Source organism: Flavitalea plasmicola (assembly GCF_030546645.1).
Lineage (GTDB): Bacteria > Bacteroidota > Bacteroidia > Chitinophagales > Chitinophagaceae > Puia.
Map to the genome: position 1 here is coordinate 920,990 of NZ_JAUOTO010000004.1, position 16,057 is coordinate 937,046.

16 protein-coding genes are annotated in these 16,057 nt (G+C 51.5%); all 16 read left to right on the plus strand.

All coding sequences use genetic code 11. The features are described 5' to 3' along the window. The first annotated feature begins 2 nt into the window (after window positions 1-2). The 16 genes from Q4E93_RS17985 to Q4E93_RS18060 all read left to right on the plus strand — a co-directional run bounded on the left by Q4E93_RS17985 (window position 3) and on the right by Q4E93_RS18060 (window position 16,052). Window positions 3-914: a transketolase family protein gene (locus Q4E93_RS17985; RefSeq protein ID WP_303587530.1), complete on the plus strand. Its 912-nt coding sequence runs from the start codon at window positions 3-5 to the stop codon at window positions 912-914. Further along, the gene (locus Q4E93_RS17990) at window positions 904-2,241 is read left to right on the plus strand and encodes an aminotransferase class III-fold pyridoxal phosphate-dependent enzyme (protein ID WP_303587532.1); all 1,338 of its coding nucleotides are present in this window, start codon (window positions 904-906) and stop codon (window positions 2,239-2,241) included. Before Q4E93_RS17985 ends, Q4E93_RS17990 begins: the two co-directional genes overlap by 11 nt. Window positions 2,242-2,246: 5 nt before the next feature. Continuing rightward, window positions 2,247-3,050: an SDR family oxidoreductase gene (locus Q4E93_RS17995; protein WP_303587533.1), complete on the plus strand. Its 804-nt coding sequence runs from the start codon at window positions 2,247-2,249 to the stop codon at window positions 3,048-3,050. 30 nt (window positions 3,051-3,080) lie between these two features. Further along, window positions 3,081-3,581, plus strand: a complete 501-nt coding sequence (locus Q4E93_RS18000; protein ID WP_303587535.1) for a KdsC family phosphatase — start codon at window positions 3,081-3,083, stop codon at window positions 3,579-3,581. A gap of 5 nt (window positions 3,582-3,586) precedes the next feature. Further along, window positions 3,587-4,513 carry an N-acetylneuraminate synthase family protein gene (locus tag Q4E93_RS18005; protein ID WP_303587537.1) on the plus strand — a complete coding sequence of 309 codons (927 nt, stop codon included), beginning with the start codon at window positions 3,587-3,589 and terminating at the stop codon, window positions 4,511-4,513. A 3-nt stretch (window positions 4,514-4,516) separates the two neighbouring features. Next, window positions 4,517-5,470 (plus strand): sterol desaturase family protein, encoded by a 954-nt coding sequence (locus Q4E93_RS18010; protein ID WP_303587539.1) that lies wholly within the window; start codon window positions 4,517-4,519, stop codon window positions 5,468-5,470. Continuing rightward, a complete protein-coding gene (locus Q4E93_RS18015) occupies window positions 5,376-5,741 on the plus strand; it encodes a DMT family transporter (protein WP_303587541.1) in 366 nt (121 codons plus the stop codon). The genes Q4E93_RS18010 and Q4E93_RS18015 overlap by 95 nt, the downstream gene beginning before the upstream one ends. Before the next feature lie 169 nt (window positions 5,742-5,910). Next, complete coding sequence (locus tag Q4E93_RS18020; protein WP_303587543.1) at window positions 5,911-6,378, plus strand: pyridoxamine 5'-phosphate oxidase family protein; 468 nt, start codon at window positions 5,911-5,913, stop codon at window positions 6,376-6,378. Window positions 6,379-6,883: 505 nt separating this feature from the next. After that, a complete protein-coding gene (locus Q4E93_RS18025) occupies window positions 6,884-7,267 on the plus strand; it encodes a nuclear transport factor 2 family protein (RefSeq protein WP_303587545.1) in 384 nt (127 codons plus the stop codon). A 373-nt stretch (window positions 7,268-7,640) separates the two neighbouring features. Further along, window positions 7,641-10,646, plus strand: coding sequence for a SusC/RagA family TonB-linked outer membrane protein (locus Q4E93_RS18030; RefSeq protein WP_303587547.1), 3,006 nt, complete (start codon window positions 7,641-7,643; stop codon window positions 10,644-10,646). Between the two features lie 10 nt (window positions 10,647-10,656). Beyond that, the gene (locus tag Q4E93_RS18035) at window positions 10,657-12,054 is read left to right on the plus strand and encodes a SusD/RagB family nutrient-binding outer membrane lipoprotein (protein WP_303587549.1); all 1,398 of its coding nucleotides are present in this window, start codon (window positions 10,657-10,659) and stop codon (window positions 12,052-12,054) included. Between the two features lie 50 nt (window positions 12,055-12,104). Beyond that, window positions 12,105-12,668 (plus strand): helix-turn-helix domain-containing protein, encoded by a 564-nt coding sequence (locus Q4E93_RS18040; protein ID WP_303587551.1) that lies wholly within the window; start codon window positions 12,105-12,107, stop codon window positions 12,666-12,668. A gap of 55 nt (window positions 12,669-12,723) precedes the next feature. Continuing rightward, window positions 12,724-14,913, plus strand: a complete 2,190-nt coding sequence (locus tag Q4E93_RS18045; RefSeq protein ID WP_303587553.1) for a heavy metal translocating P-type ATPase — start codon at window positions 12,724-12,726, stop codon at window positions 14,911-14,913. Window position 14,914: 1 nt separating this feature from the next. Beyond that, window positions 14,915-15,127 carry a heavy-metal-associated domain-containing protein gene (locus Q4E93_RS18050; RefSeq protein WP_303587554.1) on the plus strand — a complete coding sequence of 71 codons (213 nt, stop codon included), beginning with the start codon at window positions 14,915-14,917 and terminating at the stop codon, window positions 15,125-15,127. Between the two features lie 17 nt (window positions 15,128-15,144). Further along, window positions 15,145-15,519, plus strand: a complete 375-nt coding sequence (locus tag Q4E93_RS18055) for a hypothetical protein (RefSeq protein ID WP_303587556.1) — start codon at window positions 15,145-15,147, stop codon at window positions 15,517-15,519. Between the two features lie 50 nt (window positions 15,520-15,569). Continuing rightward, a complete protein-coding gene (locus Q4E93_RS18060; protein ID WP_303587557.1) occupies window positions 15,570-16,052 on the plus strand; it encodes a DUF3347 domain-containing protein in 483 nt (160 codons plus the stop codon). Window positions 16,053-16,057 lie beyond the last annotated feature (5 nt).

Consider the following 16,057-nt stretch of genomic DNA (forward strand, 5'->3'; position numbering starts at 1 on the left):
TTATGACTTACGAAGAGTTGTTGATAGAGACAGCCCTGGCGGATGAGCGTATCATCGTCATGACGGCGGAGAACAGGGCCCTGGTCCGGAATGTGCCGAAGGCATTGGGCCACCGCTTTGTGGATACGGGCATCACGGAGCAAACCCTTGTCGGCATGGCAGCCGGTCTTGCTTTAAGAGGACGTATTCCCATCATACACGCGCTGGCGCCTTTTCTCACCATGCGGGCCTTTGAATTCATCCGAACGGATGTCGGGATCGCTCATTTACCTGTGAAGCTCAGCGGCTATATCCCCGGCCTGCTGTCTGACGGTAATGGACCCACGCACCAATCCATCGAGGATGTAGCCATCATGCGCGGGATACCGGGTATGGAAGTATATTGTCCTGCTGACGAGGATGACCTGGTGAGGTCGCTGCCGGCCATCTGGTCTTCGGATGCCCCGGCCTATGTCCGGGTGAATCACAAAAAAGGCGAGTATACTCACCGGCCTTTTGAAAGAGGTAAGGCGGAAGTGGTTACAGAAGGCACGGATATCACCATATTGGTATATGGGTTCTTATTCGAGAATGCTTTAAGGGCTCAGCGAATCCTGCAGCGGGAGGGGCTGTCGGTGGGACTGCTGAACATGCGCTCACTAAAGCCCGTAGATGAAGCTGCCATCGTGCGCGCGGCCAAAAGGTCGCGGATGCTGGTGACCATCGAAGACCACCTGTTGACAGGGGGGCTATATTCCATCGTAGCTGAAGTCCTGCTGAGAGCCGGTGTTACGGTACGCACCTTACCGATGGCTTTTGAAGAACGTTGGTTCAAACCCGGTTTGCTGACGGGGGTGTTGGAGACCGAAGGGCTCACGCCGGAGAAAATTGCCGGAAAGATATTTACATCATCCAATCTGTTATATGCCGAATAAAGTTGCTTTCAATGAAGCGTACCCCGTCGTAACGGGGTCGGATGGCCTGTACGAGCGTGCATTGCCGATCATGACGCCCGTCACCCAGACGCTGGCCAAAGGTCCCGGACAATATATCAACGGTGTGGCGCCGAAATACCTGAAAAGGGGGAAAGGCGCCCGCGTATGGGATGTGGATGGAAATGAGTTCCTGGATTATAATATGGCGATTGGTCCCTTGTCGCTGGGTTACTGCTATCCCCGCGTAGATGAGGCCATCATTGCCCAGCTGAAAGATGGGATCACATTTTCCATGATGCATGAGCTGGAAGTCGTGCTGGCGGAATTGATCCATGACATCATTCCCAATGCGGAAGCGATCCGGATCAGCAAGACAGGCGCGGATGTCACCAGCGCTGCCGTTCGTGTCGCCAGGGCTTTCACCGGCAGGAAGAAAGTGCTTTGCTGCGGCTATCATGGATGGCATGACTGGTATATCTCCGTCACGAGCCGCAGTAGCGGGATACCTCAAGAGGTCAGGGACCTGACCTCGACCTTCGGCTACAATGATATCGACTCTGTAAAAAATGCGTTGGATGAGGATACTGCCTGTGTGATCCTGGAGCCGTTTGTGTTCGAGGCGCCGCGGCATAATTTCTTACAGGAGCTAAAGGACCTATGTGAGGCTAACGGGACCTTACTCATATTTGACGAAATGTGGACCGGCTTTCGCATCGCCCTGGGTGGTGCGCAGGAATTCTTCGGTGTGACACCTGACCTGGCCTGCTATTCCAAGGCATTTGCCAATGGGATGCCTATTTCATTGCTGACAGGGAGGAAAGAGGTCATGGACCTGTTCAAAGAGGAGGTCTTTTTCTTCACCACTTTTGGGGGGGAAGCTTTGTCATTGGCTGCGGCAGTGGCTACGATACAGGAGATGAAGGAGAAGAATGTCGCCGCGTACCTGGCGGAGAAAGGCAAAAGGATAAAGGACGGCTATAATATGCTGGCAGCCGAGCTGGGCATCGCACATTACACAGGGTGTACGGGATATGATTGCAGGTCCCTGGTGAGCTTCGATGCTGTTGCGGGCAATCCCCTGGAGCTCAAATCTTTTGTTCAGCAGGAGATGCTCAGGCGCGGTGTTCTATGGTCTGGGTTTCACAATATGAGCTTTAGCCATACGGATGAGGAGGTGAATTACACGCTGGCAGCCTACAGGGAAGTCCTTGGCTTGCTGAAAGAGGCAGTGACCCGCCAGGAGGTGGCATCCTTGCTGCGGGGAGCGCCTATCGAACCGGTGTTTCGTAAGGTCAGCAATTTCAATACAAAGCCTGTGACAAAATAAGAAATATGGAACTTTTCTCACTATCCGGCAAAATAGCAGTGGTCACAGGGGCCTGTGGCCTACTGGGCAAGAGTCATTGTGAAGCGCTGGCAGAAGCAGGCGCGCTGGTGGTGGCAGCAGACCTGGAGGAAGGGCGATGTGTCCGGGTTGCGGAGGAACTGGGGGGACAGCATATGGGGTTAGGGGTAGACGTGACGGATATTAACTCTTTGCAGGGAGCCAGGGAACGTATCGTAAGCAGGTATGGACGCATCGATGTGCTGGTCAACAATGCAGCCATCAATGACAAGTTTGAAGATCCCGTCCTGGGCGCCAGGCAATCTATGTTCGAGCACTATCCCCTGGAGATGTGGAACAGGAGCTGGCAGGTGAATGTCAGCGGGGTATTCCTGTGCAGCCAGATCCTGGGAGGGGTTATGGCGGAACAGGGGTCGGGCAGCATCATTAATATTTCATCTACTTACGGTGTCGTGGCACCGGACCAGCGCATCTACCGTAATGAGGCCGGAGAGCAGACATTTTACAAGTCGCCTGCCTACCCTGTGACGAAGTCGGCTGTGATCGGCTTTACCAGGTTCCTGGCTGCTTATTGGGGACATCGTGGGGTGCGGGTCAATACGTTATCGCCAGGTGGGGTAGAGAATAGCCAGGATGCATTTTTCGTAGGCAATTATTCCAGCAAGACGCTGCTGGGCCGGATGGCGACCCCGGTGGACTATAAGGGCGCCATCGTTTTTCTGGCCGGGGATGCTTCTGCCTATATGACTGGAGGCAACCTGATAGTGGATGGTGGCTGGACGGCTATTTGATAAGGCGCTGACTACCTAAAAATATAATGCATGAGTGAAGATCAACTTAAGGTATCCGCAGCACGGATAAAGCTTCTGCTGACGGATGTCGACGGCGTATTGACAGACAACGGCGTGTACTATTCGGAGAATGGCGAAGCGATGAAGCGGTTTTCCATCCGCGACGGAATGGGCGTTGAACGCCTTCGTAAGCTGGCAGGCATCGACACGGGGATCATCACCGGAGAGACCTCTCCTTCGGTGGTTCGCCGGGCAGAGAAGCTCCAGATCCGGGAATTGCATCTGGGTATCAGGAACAAGCTGGACAGGGTTACGGAGATCATGCAACGTCTTCAGCTGCAGTGGCAGGAGATCGCCTATATCGGAGATGATGTCAATGACCTGGAAGTGATGGAAAAAGCCGGTTTGACGGCCTGTCCTGCCGACGCAATGCCCCAGGTGAGCGAAATAGTGCGCTACCATTGCCGGAACGAGGGTGGCTATGGCGCTTTCAGGGAATTCGCCGAATGGTTGATAGAACTTAAAAAATAAAGAATATGAACACTTTTCATGTGAGCAGCAAAAGAAGTATTGGCGCCGGCCAGCCTGTGTACATCATTGCTGAAATAGGGATCAACCACAATGGGTCCCTGGACATTGCGAAGCGACTGATCGACGAAGCCGTACAGGCAGGAGCCGATGCCGTTAAGTTCCAGAAGCGGACGCCTGAGCTTTGCACGCCCAGGGATCAGTGGCACCTGGAAAGGGATACGCCCTGGGGAAGAATGAGCTATATCAATTACAGACATATGATCGAGCTGGGATTCGATGAGTACGGAGCCATCGATTCGTATTGTAAGGAGAAGGGGATCGATTGGTTCGTATCCTGCTGGGACGAGGCTGCCGTCGACTTTATGGAACAATTCGATCCCGGGGTTTACAAGTTTGCCTCTGCCTGCCTTACCGATCACGACCTGATAGCAAGGGTCAAACGCACAGGCCGACCCTATATCCTTTCCACCGGCATGTCCACGATGAGTGAGATCACAGCAGCTGTTGACAAGTTCGGGACGGACAATCTCATGGTGGCTCATTCCACGTCAGCGTATCCCTGTCCGCCGCAGGAGCTGAATCTCCGGATGGTACAGACCTTGATGGACCTGTATCCGGATACACCTGTAGGTTATTCCGGGCATGAGACGGGGCTGGCGACGACCGTAGCGGCCGTGGCATTGGGCGCTTGTTTTGTAGAAAGACATTTCACGCTCGACAGGGCCATGTGGGGGTCCGACCATGCAGCCTCCGTGGAACCGCAGGGCATGCAAAAGCTGGTACGGGACATACGTGATGTGGAGCTGGCACTGGGCGATGGCATCAAGCGCGTATACGAAAGTGAGCTGGGCGCTATGAAACGGCTGAGAAGAAGCAACAAGCTACAAGCTACAAGCGGGAAGCTACAAGCTGCAAGCTACAAGGAGAGGTGATCTATGCAGCATATCGTTTATTATACGACCACGGTCCTGCTGATAAGCGTAGGCGTCTTTCTCTGGCTGGAGAGAAAGATACCCTATACCAAGGGACTACCCTTGTTCCGGGATGGTTTTTGGGTGGACCTGGTCTGGTATACGCTGATCCAAAGCTATTTTTTAAAGATCCTGATCTTCGACTATATCATTATTCCTATAGACAAAGCCTGGCACCTGTCCTCCATGCATCTCGTGGCCTCCTGGCCCCTGGCGCTGCAGGTGCTGTTCTTTTTAGTGGTGCACGACTTTTATATCTATTGGTTCCACCGATGGCAACATCATTCCAGGATACTCTGGCGTACCCATGAAGCGCATCATTCCAACAAAGCCGTGGATTGGCTGGCGGGCACCCGGAGCCACGCTTTGGAAATATTGATCAATCAAACGGTGGAGTTTGCCCCCATCGTCCTGCTGGGCGCCAACCCGTTGATCGTCCCTATTAAAGCGTTGCTGGATGCCGTCTGGGGAATGTATATCCACTCCAATATAAATGTGCGCAGCGGCAGATGGCAGTGTATCATCAATGGACCCGAGATGCATCAGTGGCATCATGCCAATGACAAAAGAGTGTTCTATGCCAACTTCTCTACCAAGCTGGCCCTTTGGGATTGGTTGTTCGGCACCGCCTTTTTGCCTAATGAGGAGAAGCCGGGCGAGTATGGACTGTATTATGATTATCCGAAAGATTATTTCCTTCAGCACCTGTTTGCCGTCAAGCGAATGGATGAGGGGAAGCTGGCGGAAAAGTACCGGTGGTTCCGGGCCTATCATGGTTTTAGAGGAAGGCTGCTGCAACGGATGAAAACTAAAAACATATTTCATGGCCTGGATATACCTGGTGATCGCATCCCTGTTCGAGATCTGCTGGACATTTTGCCTGAAGTTCATGAGCGTGCAGAAGCTAAGGACCATTAGCTGGGGAGCCTTCTTTTCCCGACGCGAACATTGGGAGATCCTGCTGCCATTTGCCGGTTATGTCGTCTTTGGGGTAGGGAATATCATCTTTTTCTCGATGTCCATGAAGCAAATCTCTGCTACTACGGCGCTTGCCGCCTGGATGGGGCTCACCCTGATAGGCACCAGGCTGGCGGAAATCTATTTCTTCAAGCAGCCTTCCAATCTTTATCAATTCCTGTACATGGGTCTCATTTTGGTGGGTATTATCGGTCTGAAACAGACCGATTAGAATGGTACAGGCTCTTTTTTTGGAAAGATTATCCCATTCTGGGACGGATGTCCCCGCCCATGCCAGAAATTTTGTACTGATAATCAATATATTAAGAAATGGTATGCCAATTGAATTATCCTTGTCGTCCGTAACCAGTAACACTAATCAGTACACAAATAACGAAACTATGAACACGCAAACAGCCCAGGAAACACAAGCACAGATGCTGAGGAATAAGATGATAGAATTGCAGAGCGCTTTATTTTTTAATGACAGCTCTTCTATCGTTAAGCTGCCCACGCATGTTATTTCCGAAATTGAGATCGATGAGGAAGAGCAGATCTGGTTTGTGATCCCTAAGCCCGTGCAGCATATTGACGCATTTGATAAAGAGATACCGGCGAAGCTGGATTTTTTCAAGAAAGGAATGGAATTCTTTGTGAAGGTTTCCGGAACGGCCTATATCATTACTGACCGTGAGGAGATCGAATATCATCCTACTTTGACTGCAGAGATGAAGGAGAGAATGAAAGGAGAACGTGTGATAGCCATGAAGGTGAGGATGCAGGATGCCGAGCTGATAGACAATTCGCCCAAGCCCGCGAAGAACTGGTTCCAGGCCAGCAGGAGTCAACTGTCAAGCTGGTTCTTCTAAAGGCCTGATAACGCATACCCCGATACCCTGACCCTTAGAGCATACTGCGCGTGTTACATATAGGAAGCTGAGTCCGCGATTTGGTCGCGGATTTTCAGTTTTTATACGTGTCGGAAGAAAGTAAACGGGGAAGGGCTAAAAAGAAAAAGGTCCACTGTAGAAACAGCCGACCTCTAACGATTGCTTGCCATATGAAAAATCTTTATATCGAACTTCTGATATTATCTCTTTTGATGACACAAATATAGGGCGGTTTTTTCGGTGGAGAAATACAACTTAGTGGTAATTCTATTATGCCAAAAGCAAGGGGGCAATACTGAAATCCTTACTGATACTGCATTTGCGAAAAAAAACCACATGATGCCCAATGGATTTTAGTCCAGTAAAAACAGAATACTAATTAATTTGGTAAATTTTACTTAATAATTTAGTAATTCGTTGGAATTTGCTTATTTTGTAGCTTTCTTATCCATTTCCAATTCTTAACTTTTAAAAAATCTCCGTTATGGCAACACAAGCAGCCGTGATGACCACGCAGGACATCGCCAATCGCCTTTATGAGCTTTGCAAAGCTGGCCAATACGAACAGGCCCAGGTGGAACTTTATGCCGATGATGCGCTTAGCATCGAGCCCGTCGGCACGCCTGGCCCTCAGTCGGTGAAAGGGCGCGATGAGATCATCAAAAAAGGCGAACAGTTCAGGGACTCTATCGAAACACTGCATAGCGCAGGTGCTTCCGAGCCCATTGTGGCAGGGAATCATTTCGCTCTTACTATTACAGTCGACGCTGACTTTAAAGGAATGGGAAGGAACCTGATGGAAGAAGTAGCGGTCTATGAAGTAAAGGATGGAAAGGTGGTCAAGGAACAGTTCTTCTATTCCATGTAACTTTCAGCGAATTCCGCTTGCCGAACTTAAAAACGATCCGTAAACAGAGAGGCCGCATCGAATGATGCGGCCTCTTTTTCTTATAGGTTAAAATCCGTCTACAATAAGTTAAAAACGAAAAAGCGCCCAGGTTAATTAACTGCTACATTTACTTTGCCGGCCACACCATACATTATTTGTCCCGGCCCACTGTTCGTCACAATCAGTCAAACATGAGAATTAGTGTTTGATTTTTTTATGACCACACATATAAATGTCATTAAGACATTTATAATTTATTATTTGCCATAATGAAAATAAGATCATTGCATAACTGGCTTTCCTTCCTGCATTTTCCGCTAACCCATTTCATTAAACAATTCAAAACAACAGTATGAGAAAAGTAAGACTACTGCTATTGGGCTTGCTCACCACCTGCTGCATCCATGTCATGGGGCAGTCGGTGACTATTACGGGTAAGGTGATCGACAGCATAGGTCACGGACTTCCCGGCGCCTCCGTGCGCGTAAAGAATACATCCACCGGCACCAGCACGGGCAATGACGGCTCCTTTTCATTGAGCGCAAGCCCGGGCGCCATCCTGAGCGTCAGCGCCATTGGTTTCAGGACGCAGGAAATTCCTGTGGGGAATGGGCATTTCCTGGAAATACGCCTGCTGGCCGTCCCCCACGCCATGGAAGAGGTAGTGGTAACGGCCCTGGGCGTCAAACGGGAGAAAAGAAACCTCACGTTCAGCAGCCAGGAAGTAAAGGGTGACGAATTAGTAAGGGCCAAGGAGCCAAGCCTGGTGAATGCTATGGCCGGCAAAGTAGCCGGAGTACAGATCACCAGCTCTTCCGGCACGCCCGGCGCCTCTTCCAGGATCGTCATCAGGGGCGCTTCCTCGCCTACAGGTGATAATCAGGCTTTATTCGTGGTGGATGGCGTACCCATCAATAATGATGAGACTGGCAACATCGGCGGTGGCGCAGCAGGGGCCGGCGTCAGCAGGATAGTGGACATAGACCCCGCTGTCATTGAAAATATAAATGTGCTGAAAGGCGCTGCAGCCACTGCTTTATACGGGTCTGCGGGCGCCAGGGGCGTAGTGCTCATCACCACCAAGGCCGGGGGCATCGATAGGAAGCCTGTCATTTCCCTTTCTTCTGACTTATCCTTTGATAAAGGGCTGTTCCCTCAAAGGCAGTGGAAGTATGGACAGGGTTCCGGCGGGAAGTTTTTAAACGGAGAGACGTCGGCCCAGAAGACCAGCATGTCGTGGGGACCTCTCATGGACACCCTGAAGATCAACGGCGTGAAGGCGCCTACGTACAATCCTTACAGCTCTTTCTTCCGTACCGGCGTCACCACCAATAGCACTGCAAGCGTATCCGGAGGCGGAAATAATTCCGGGTATTATATGTCCTACTCTTACCTGGATCAGAAGGGTATCGTGCCAGTGAACGAGTTGAAAAGGCATTCGTTTTTCTTCAAGTATAATGCAAGGGTTGGGCAAAAGCTGAACACCACCTTTCAGATCGGATACAGCAATTCGGTGCAGGACAGGCTGCCGGAAGGGCAAAGCAACGGACCTTTGTATGTCTTGCTGGTGCAGCCGATCTCCTGGAACCCTTATCCCATTCTGAACCCTGATGGCAGCCAGCGGCTGTACAGGAATTCCCGGAATCCACCCTTATGGGACCTGGACAATGTAAAGAATGTTTCGCAGGTGAATCGTTTTATCCCCGTGTTCACCGCCAGCTATACTCCGGCCTCCTGGCTGACCGTTACGGAAAGGGTGGGAGCTGATATCTATTTAGAGCAGGACAAGTATACAGAGTCTCCCAGTCCCGCCATCAGCCTGAAGGGACAGGTCCTGGACCAGAACATCAATTTCAGGCAATTCAACCATGACCTCATCGTCAGTGCTGTGAAAGACTTTGGAAAGTTCCATGTCAACCTGCTGATAGGTAACAACCTGCTTTCTTCTTATAACCAATCCGTCAATATCAAAGGGGTGGGGATCACAGTGGATAATTTTAATAATGTTTCCGCTACCAGCTCTATTTCGGCAACGGAAGCGCATTACCAGACAAGGAAGGTCGGTTTCTATTCCCAGGCCAATATCGAATATAACCGTTTTCTCGTGCTTTCATTAACGGGAAGGCTTGATGGCAGTTCGGTCCTGGCCAGCAACAAGCAATTCTATCCTTATGGTTCGGCTGCCGCCGGCTTTATCTTTTCGGAGCTATTACCAGACCAGCTGCGGTCGGCCATTAGCTTTGCCAAGGTCCGGATCTCCTATGCTACTGTAGGTAACGAAGGTATCGGCGCTTACTCGTTGCTGACTCCTTTTACGAACCAGTACCGGAATGGCAACGCATTTCCATTTCAGGGCCAGTCCGGTTTTTTGCTATCATCCACCCTGGGCAACCCTACCTTGCAGAACGAGCGGCTTAATGAAATTGAAGGGGGGCTGGAAGCTAAGTTCCTGGACAACCGAATAGGTTTTGAAGGCTCTTACTTCTACAGGAAGACAAATCATGGTATCATTCCCGGCGTATCGATTTCAGCCGCCACGGGGTATAACGGAACGGCAGTGAATACAGCCTCCATACAAAACAAGGGCCTCGAGCTTTTGTTTACGGCTACCCCCGTAAGAACAAGGGATCTCAGTTGGGACCTAACGCTCAACTTTACCCGTATACGCAATAAGGTCCTGGCATTGTATCCCGGTCTGGATCAGCTGGGCAGGGTGATCGTAGGTCAGCCTTTTAACGTGTTCTATGGCCCCAGGTACCTGCGGGATTCGGCATCGGGACAATTGATGATCGATGCGAACGGGAAGCCTGTGGTGGACGACAAGCAAGGCGTCGTAGGCGATCCGAACCCGGACTGGCTGGCGGGTATTACCAATAACGTCCGTTACAAACGCTTTTCTCTTAGTTTCTTCTTCGATTATAAGAAAGGCGGCGATGTAGCCAATGAAGTGGAAGGACTGGCCTTTTTCTACGGCACGGCGAAAGTCACGGAGAACAGGCAACCGCTGATCATCAAGGGCATCAGTATCGTCGACCATAAGCCCAACCAGGTGGCTGTCGACGCCCAGGCTTATTACACCACCCGGCAATACGAGTCCTCCATCCAGGATGGCACTTATTTAAAGCTGCGGAACGTGACACTGACCTATGACATCCATCCGTCCGTACTGGGAAAGACGCCTGTGAAGGCAGCCAGTTTATCGGTGTCCGGCCGGAATTTGTGGATCTACAGCCCGCATTTTACGGGGGCCGATCCCGAAGTTGGATCGTATGGGTCCGGGAATGGCGTGCAAGGGATCTACTCCTTCTCCACGCCCACCACGCGCAGCTTTAACGTCACTCTCAAATGCAGCTTTTAAATCAAAAGAAATGAAAAAAGCAATCCTTCTGCTCATCACCATAGCCCTCTTCACCGGGGGATGTAAAAAATACCTGGACGTCAATAAGGATCCCAACAACCCATTGGATGTCCAGGAAGACCTGATACTGTCTCCATTGGAGACCTATGTATCGGATTTCGTTTATGCAGGTTTCTCACCGGGACAAGGTCCCATCATCCTCCAGTATTTTGGCCAGGTGATCGCACCGAACCAGCTCAATCCCGGACTTTGGAGCTACCAGATGTTCAATGCGGATATGGACGGCGATTGGAATAATTTTTATGTAGTCTGTCTCAACAACATGAAGATCCTGCACGACAAGGGCATCCGTAACGACAAACCGAACTATGCCGCCATCGCCGATATACTCTCGGCTTACACGCTGGGCACGGCAACGGACTTCTGGGGCGATGTGCCCTATTCAAAAGCTTTTGCTGGCAGCAGCAATTTCACGCCTTCTTATGACAAGCAGGAAGATCTTTACAGGACCGTGCAGGACCTGCTGAGCGAGGCCATCGCGCTGATTGGTAAAAATGACATTGTCAGACCCGGCTCTGCGGATTATATCTATCATGGCACGATGAGCCAATGGCTTAAGCTGGCCTATACCTTAAAAGCCCGTTATTTCATGCACCTGACCAAGGCGCCCGGTCACACGGCCGCCGTCCAGGCGGACAGCGCACTGGCCGCCCTGTCCCATGGAATGCTGGCCGACAGCAACGACTTTAAGTTCCCTTACGCGGGAGACGCAGGGGGAGAAAATCCCTGGTATTATGCTTTTGGCCAGGTGAGCACAGCTGTTCTTTGTTCGACTTTTATAGATAGCCTGAAAGTGCGGAACGATCCCAGGCTGTCAAAAATGGCGAATCCTCCGGCGTCCGGCGGTCCGTATAAAGGTCGTACCATCGGTACGTCTCTCGGCGTCCTGACTGATTATTGTTATCCTACCGACTACTATGCGGGAGCCAGCGCTTATAATTATATCGTGAATTTTTCAGAGGCGCAGTTCCTGGCGGCGGAAGCCACACTTATCAAGTCGGGGGCGGCGGCGGCGGAGCCTATCTACCAGGCTGCTGTCACCAATCATATGAAGAAGCTGGGGGTGGACCCGGGCGATATCACCACTTACCTGGCATCGAGAGGGGCCTTGACCGCTGGTAATGCCCTGCAACGTATCATGGAGGAAAAAAGCATCGCGAACTTTCTCAATGAAGAGAATTTCACCGACTGGCGAAGGACGGGTTTTCCGCTGCTGACGAAAGTGCAGGGGGGGCTGTCAGACATACCCCGCCGGTTGCTTTACCCCCAAAGTGAAATACTTACGAATCCACAGCCGCAGCAGTCCGCCACATTGACGGATCGTGTGTGGTGGGACACTACTAACTAAAGGAAAAAGCGGCCCGGTCACGGGCCGCTTCTCTTTCGTATCTTTGCGTCATGACCCTCTACATTAAGAATATGGTATGCCCCCGATGCATACTGGCAGTGGAGCAGACGTTGGCAAAGCTGACGGACCAGCCATTCAAAGTGTCCCTGGGAGAAGTAGCGCTTGAGAAGGCCCTGCCGGAAAAAGACCTGCAGAACTTCCGGGAAGGACTGCAGACCCTTGGATTCGAGCTGCTGGATGACCAGCGGCAAAAACAGATTGAAAAGATCAAGAATCTCCTGGTAACCCTTATCCAACCAGGGGAACTGGAAGAGCATTTCAGCCTGAGTGCTTATCTGGGTAAAGCGCTCAATAAAGAATATACCAACATCAGCCGTTTGTTCTCGGAAGTGGAAGGTATGACGATCGAGCAGTATTTCATCCTGCTGAAAATGGAGAAGGTAAAGGAATGGCTGGCATATGATGAGCTCACCCTGAGCGAGATCGCGTGGAAGCTAGGATACAGCAGCACGGCACATCTGTCTGCTCAGTTCAAGAAAATGACGGGCCTTACCCCCAGTCACTTCAAGAAGACGGGCAACAGCCGCCGGACCCCGCTCGACAAAATTGTGTAACATTTTTACAAGATAGTATAACACACCCACCTGCGATAAAGCGGACCTTTGTGCCATGACAAAGAAGCTATTTCCCGTCATCGGCATGAGCTGTGCCAGCTGCGCATCCAGCGTGGAGACGATCCTTTCTTCCCGGGAAGGCATCGCCCGGACGGACGTCAGTTTCCCTAATCACAGCGTGCAGGTGGAATATGCGCCGGATAAGATCACGCCGCAGCAGATGAAGGCCGCATTGCAGGAGATAGGTTATGACCTGCTGGTGGATGAGCCCAAGGAAAAGCTGGAGGAAATACAGCAGGCGGAATGGGTAAAGCTTCGCAAACGTACGATCGCGGCTGTTGTATTATCCGTCCCCCTGGTGATCATCGGCATGTTCTTTATGGACCTTCCTTATGTGAATTTCTGGATGTGGGCGCTGGCTTCACCGGTGGTGCTTTGGCTGGGCCGGCATTTTTTTATCAACGCTTACAAACAGGCGCTTCATCGAAGGGCCAGTATGGATACGCTGGTGGCGCTGAGCACGGGCATCAGCTATTGTTTCAGCGTTTTCAATACTTTATTCCCTGGTTACTGGCATGACCGTGGGTTGCATGCTCATGTATATTTCGAAGCATCCGCCGTCGTTATCACCTTTATCCTGCTGGGCAGGTTGCTGGAGGAAAGAGCAAAGGCCCGTACTTCGTCAGCCATCAAAAAGCTGATCGGGCTACAACCCAGGACGGTGACGCTGGTGCGGGAAGATGGGACTGTCGCAGCTATTCCGATGGCGGAGGTCGTTGCCGGGGATGTGCTGTTGGTGAGACCTGGCGATAAGATCCCCGTCGATGGCGAGGTAACGGAAGGAAGCAGCTATGTAGATGAAAGCATGATCAGCGGCGAGCCTGTCGCGGTAGCCAAGGCTTCCGGAGATAATATTTTTGCCGGAACGATCAACCAAAAAGGCAGCCTTCGGCTAAAAGCCAAAAAGGTAGGGGGGGATACTTTGCTTGCCCGGATCATACAGCAGGTGCAGGAAGCGCAGGGTAGCAAGGCGCCTGTACAGAAGCTGGTGGATAAGCTGGCTGGTATTTTTGTACCCGTGGTCATTAGCCTGGCAGTCCTGTCCTTTATAGCCTGGTGGGCATGGGGCGGAGCGCAAGGGCCGTCCTATGGACTTTTATCCCTGGTCACTATATTGGTAATTGCCTGCCCCTGTGCATTGGGACTGGCTACGCCTACTGCGATCATGGTAGGGGTAGGGAAGGGGGCGGAACAGGGTATCCTGATCAGGGACGCCGAAAGCCTGGAAAATGCCCATAAGATCGAAGCCGTTGTCCTTGATAAAACAGGGACGATCACAGCCGGCAAACCCACCGTCACAGAGATCTTCGGATTAAAACCTGAGGATCAGAACATCCTGTTTTCGCTGGAACAGGCAGCGGAACATCCGCTGGCTGTCGCAGTAGCCGCCTACCTGGAAAAGACCGCCCGGCCAGTGGTGCTGACAGACATACAATCCCTTACAGCCAGAGGCATCAGGGGCCGGAGTGAAGGTCGTACTTTCTTCGTCGGCAACCAGCAGCTCATGGATGAGCAGGGAGTACTGCAAACGGCTGACATGGAAAAATGGGCGGAAGGAAAACAGGCTGAAGCCCGGACCGTAGTATTCTTTTCCGACGAACACACCGTATTGGCGGGCATCGCCATCGGCGATGGGATAAAGCCTTCCGCAAAGGCCGCCATCACGGCCTTACAGCAACAGGGCATAGCGGTGCACATGCTCACAGGGGACAATCAACAGACGGCTGCGGCGGTAGCGGCCAGTGTGGGGATCTCTTCTTTTAAGGCAGGGGTGCTTCCCGCTGACAAAGCTGCTTTTGTAAGCCAACTGCAGCAGCAAGGAAAAGTAGTAGCCATGGTGGGCGATGGCATCAATGACAGCCAGGCCCTCGCTCAGGCGGATGTCAGCATTGCCATGGGGACAGGCAGTGATATTGCGCTGGACGTAGCCGGGGTTACGCTGTTGTCGGAGGATCTTACCAGGATCCCGGCGGCCATCCGGCTTTCGAAATATACCGTGCGCACCGTACGGCAAAATCTTTTCTGGGCCTTTATTTACAACCTGATCGGCATTCCTGTCGCGGCGGGAGTACTGTATCCCATCAACGGGTTTTTGCTGAACCCGATGATCGCCGGAGGAGCCATGGCACTCAGCAGCGTCAGCGTGGTGAGCAACAGCCTAAGACTTAAATTTAAAAAACTATAATATGCCAACCTTACAGTTCAAAACAAATATCAATTGCGGTGGATGTATTGCCCGGGTAACGCCCCGTCTTAATGAAGTGAAAGGCATTCGCTCCTGGAAAGTGGATACGGACAACCCGGACAAGATACTGACGGTGGAGACGGAAATGCTCTCCAATGAGCCCATCATCGAGGCGGTGAAGAAGGTGGGATTTAACATACAACCGCTGCAATAAATTATTACCTTTGACCCATGTCACTGTTCAGGACCATACAATGGAAGGCACTGCTGATGTTGACCGTATTTGCGGCCAATTTCCTCGTCGTCTGCCATTGTTCGGCCCGGGCGGCTGCGCCACATCAATCTTGCTGTTCCAAAGCGGAAAATAAGCCGCCCTGCAAGGACGATAAGGGCTGCAGCGGCATGCACGCGGTGAAGTTCAACTTAAAGGAAAAACAGGCTTCCGCAAAGATCGATGTTCAGCCGCTGTACGCGATTGTTCATACACACGACTGGGTCATTGCGTCGTCCGCGGGCCATGACATCCGGAAGTCCTTCCGGCACAGATGGCCGCCCCGCTATTCTCCTCCCGATCTTCTCTCTTTATACCAGTGTTTCCTCATTTGATGACGATAAGTTAGACCATCGCCTCATTATTAACTTTAAAAAGCATCAAAATGAAAAAGATCCTCATAGCAGTAATGCTGCTTGCAACTCAATACGTATTCGCCCAGCAAACAGGGCTTTCTCCCATTCTCCCTGCTTATTATGGCATCAAGGACGCGCTGGTAGCCGGCGACGCCAATACAGCCGCCGAAAAGGCCGGTGAATTACAAAAAGCCATCGGCGCCGTGGATATGGCCAAAATGACAGAAAAAGATCACAAGGCGTTCATGGCATTAAAGGACAAGCTCGCTTTCGACGCAAGGCATATCTCGGAGAAAAAAGAGATTGCTCACCAAAGAGAGCATTTCGAAACTTTATCCGCCAACATGCTGACATTGGCCAAATCGGTCAAACTGTCGCAGGACCCCATTTACGAGGCATATTGCCCGATGAAGAAGGCTACCTGGTTAAGCAACGAGCCGGGGATCAAAAATCCTTATTACGGTGATGCCATGCTCACCTGCGGTAAAGTTCAAGCCACCCTGAAGCCCTAATATCA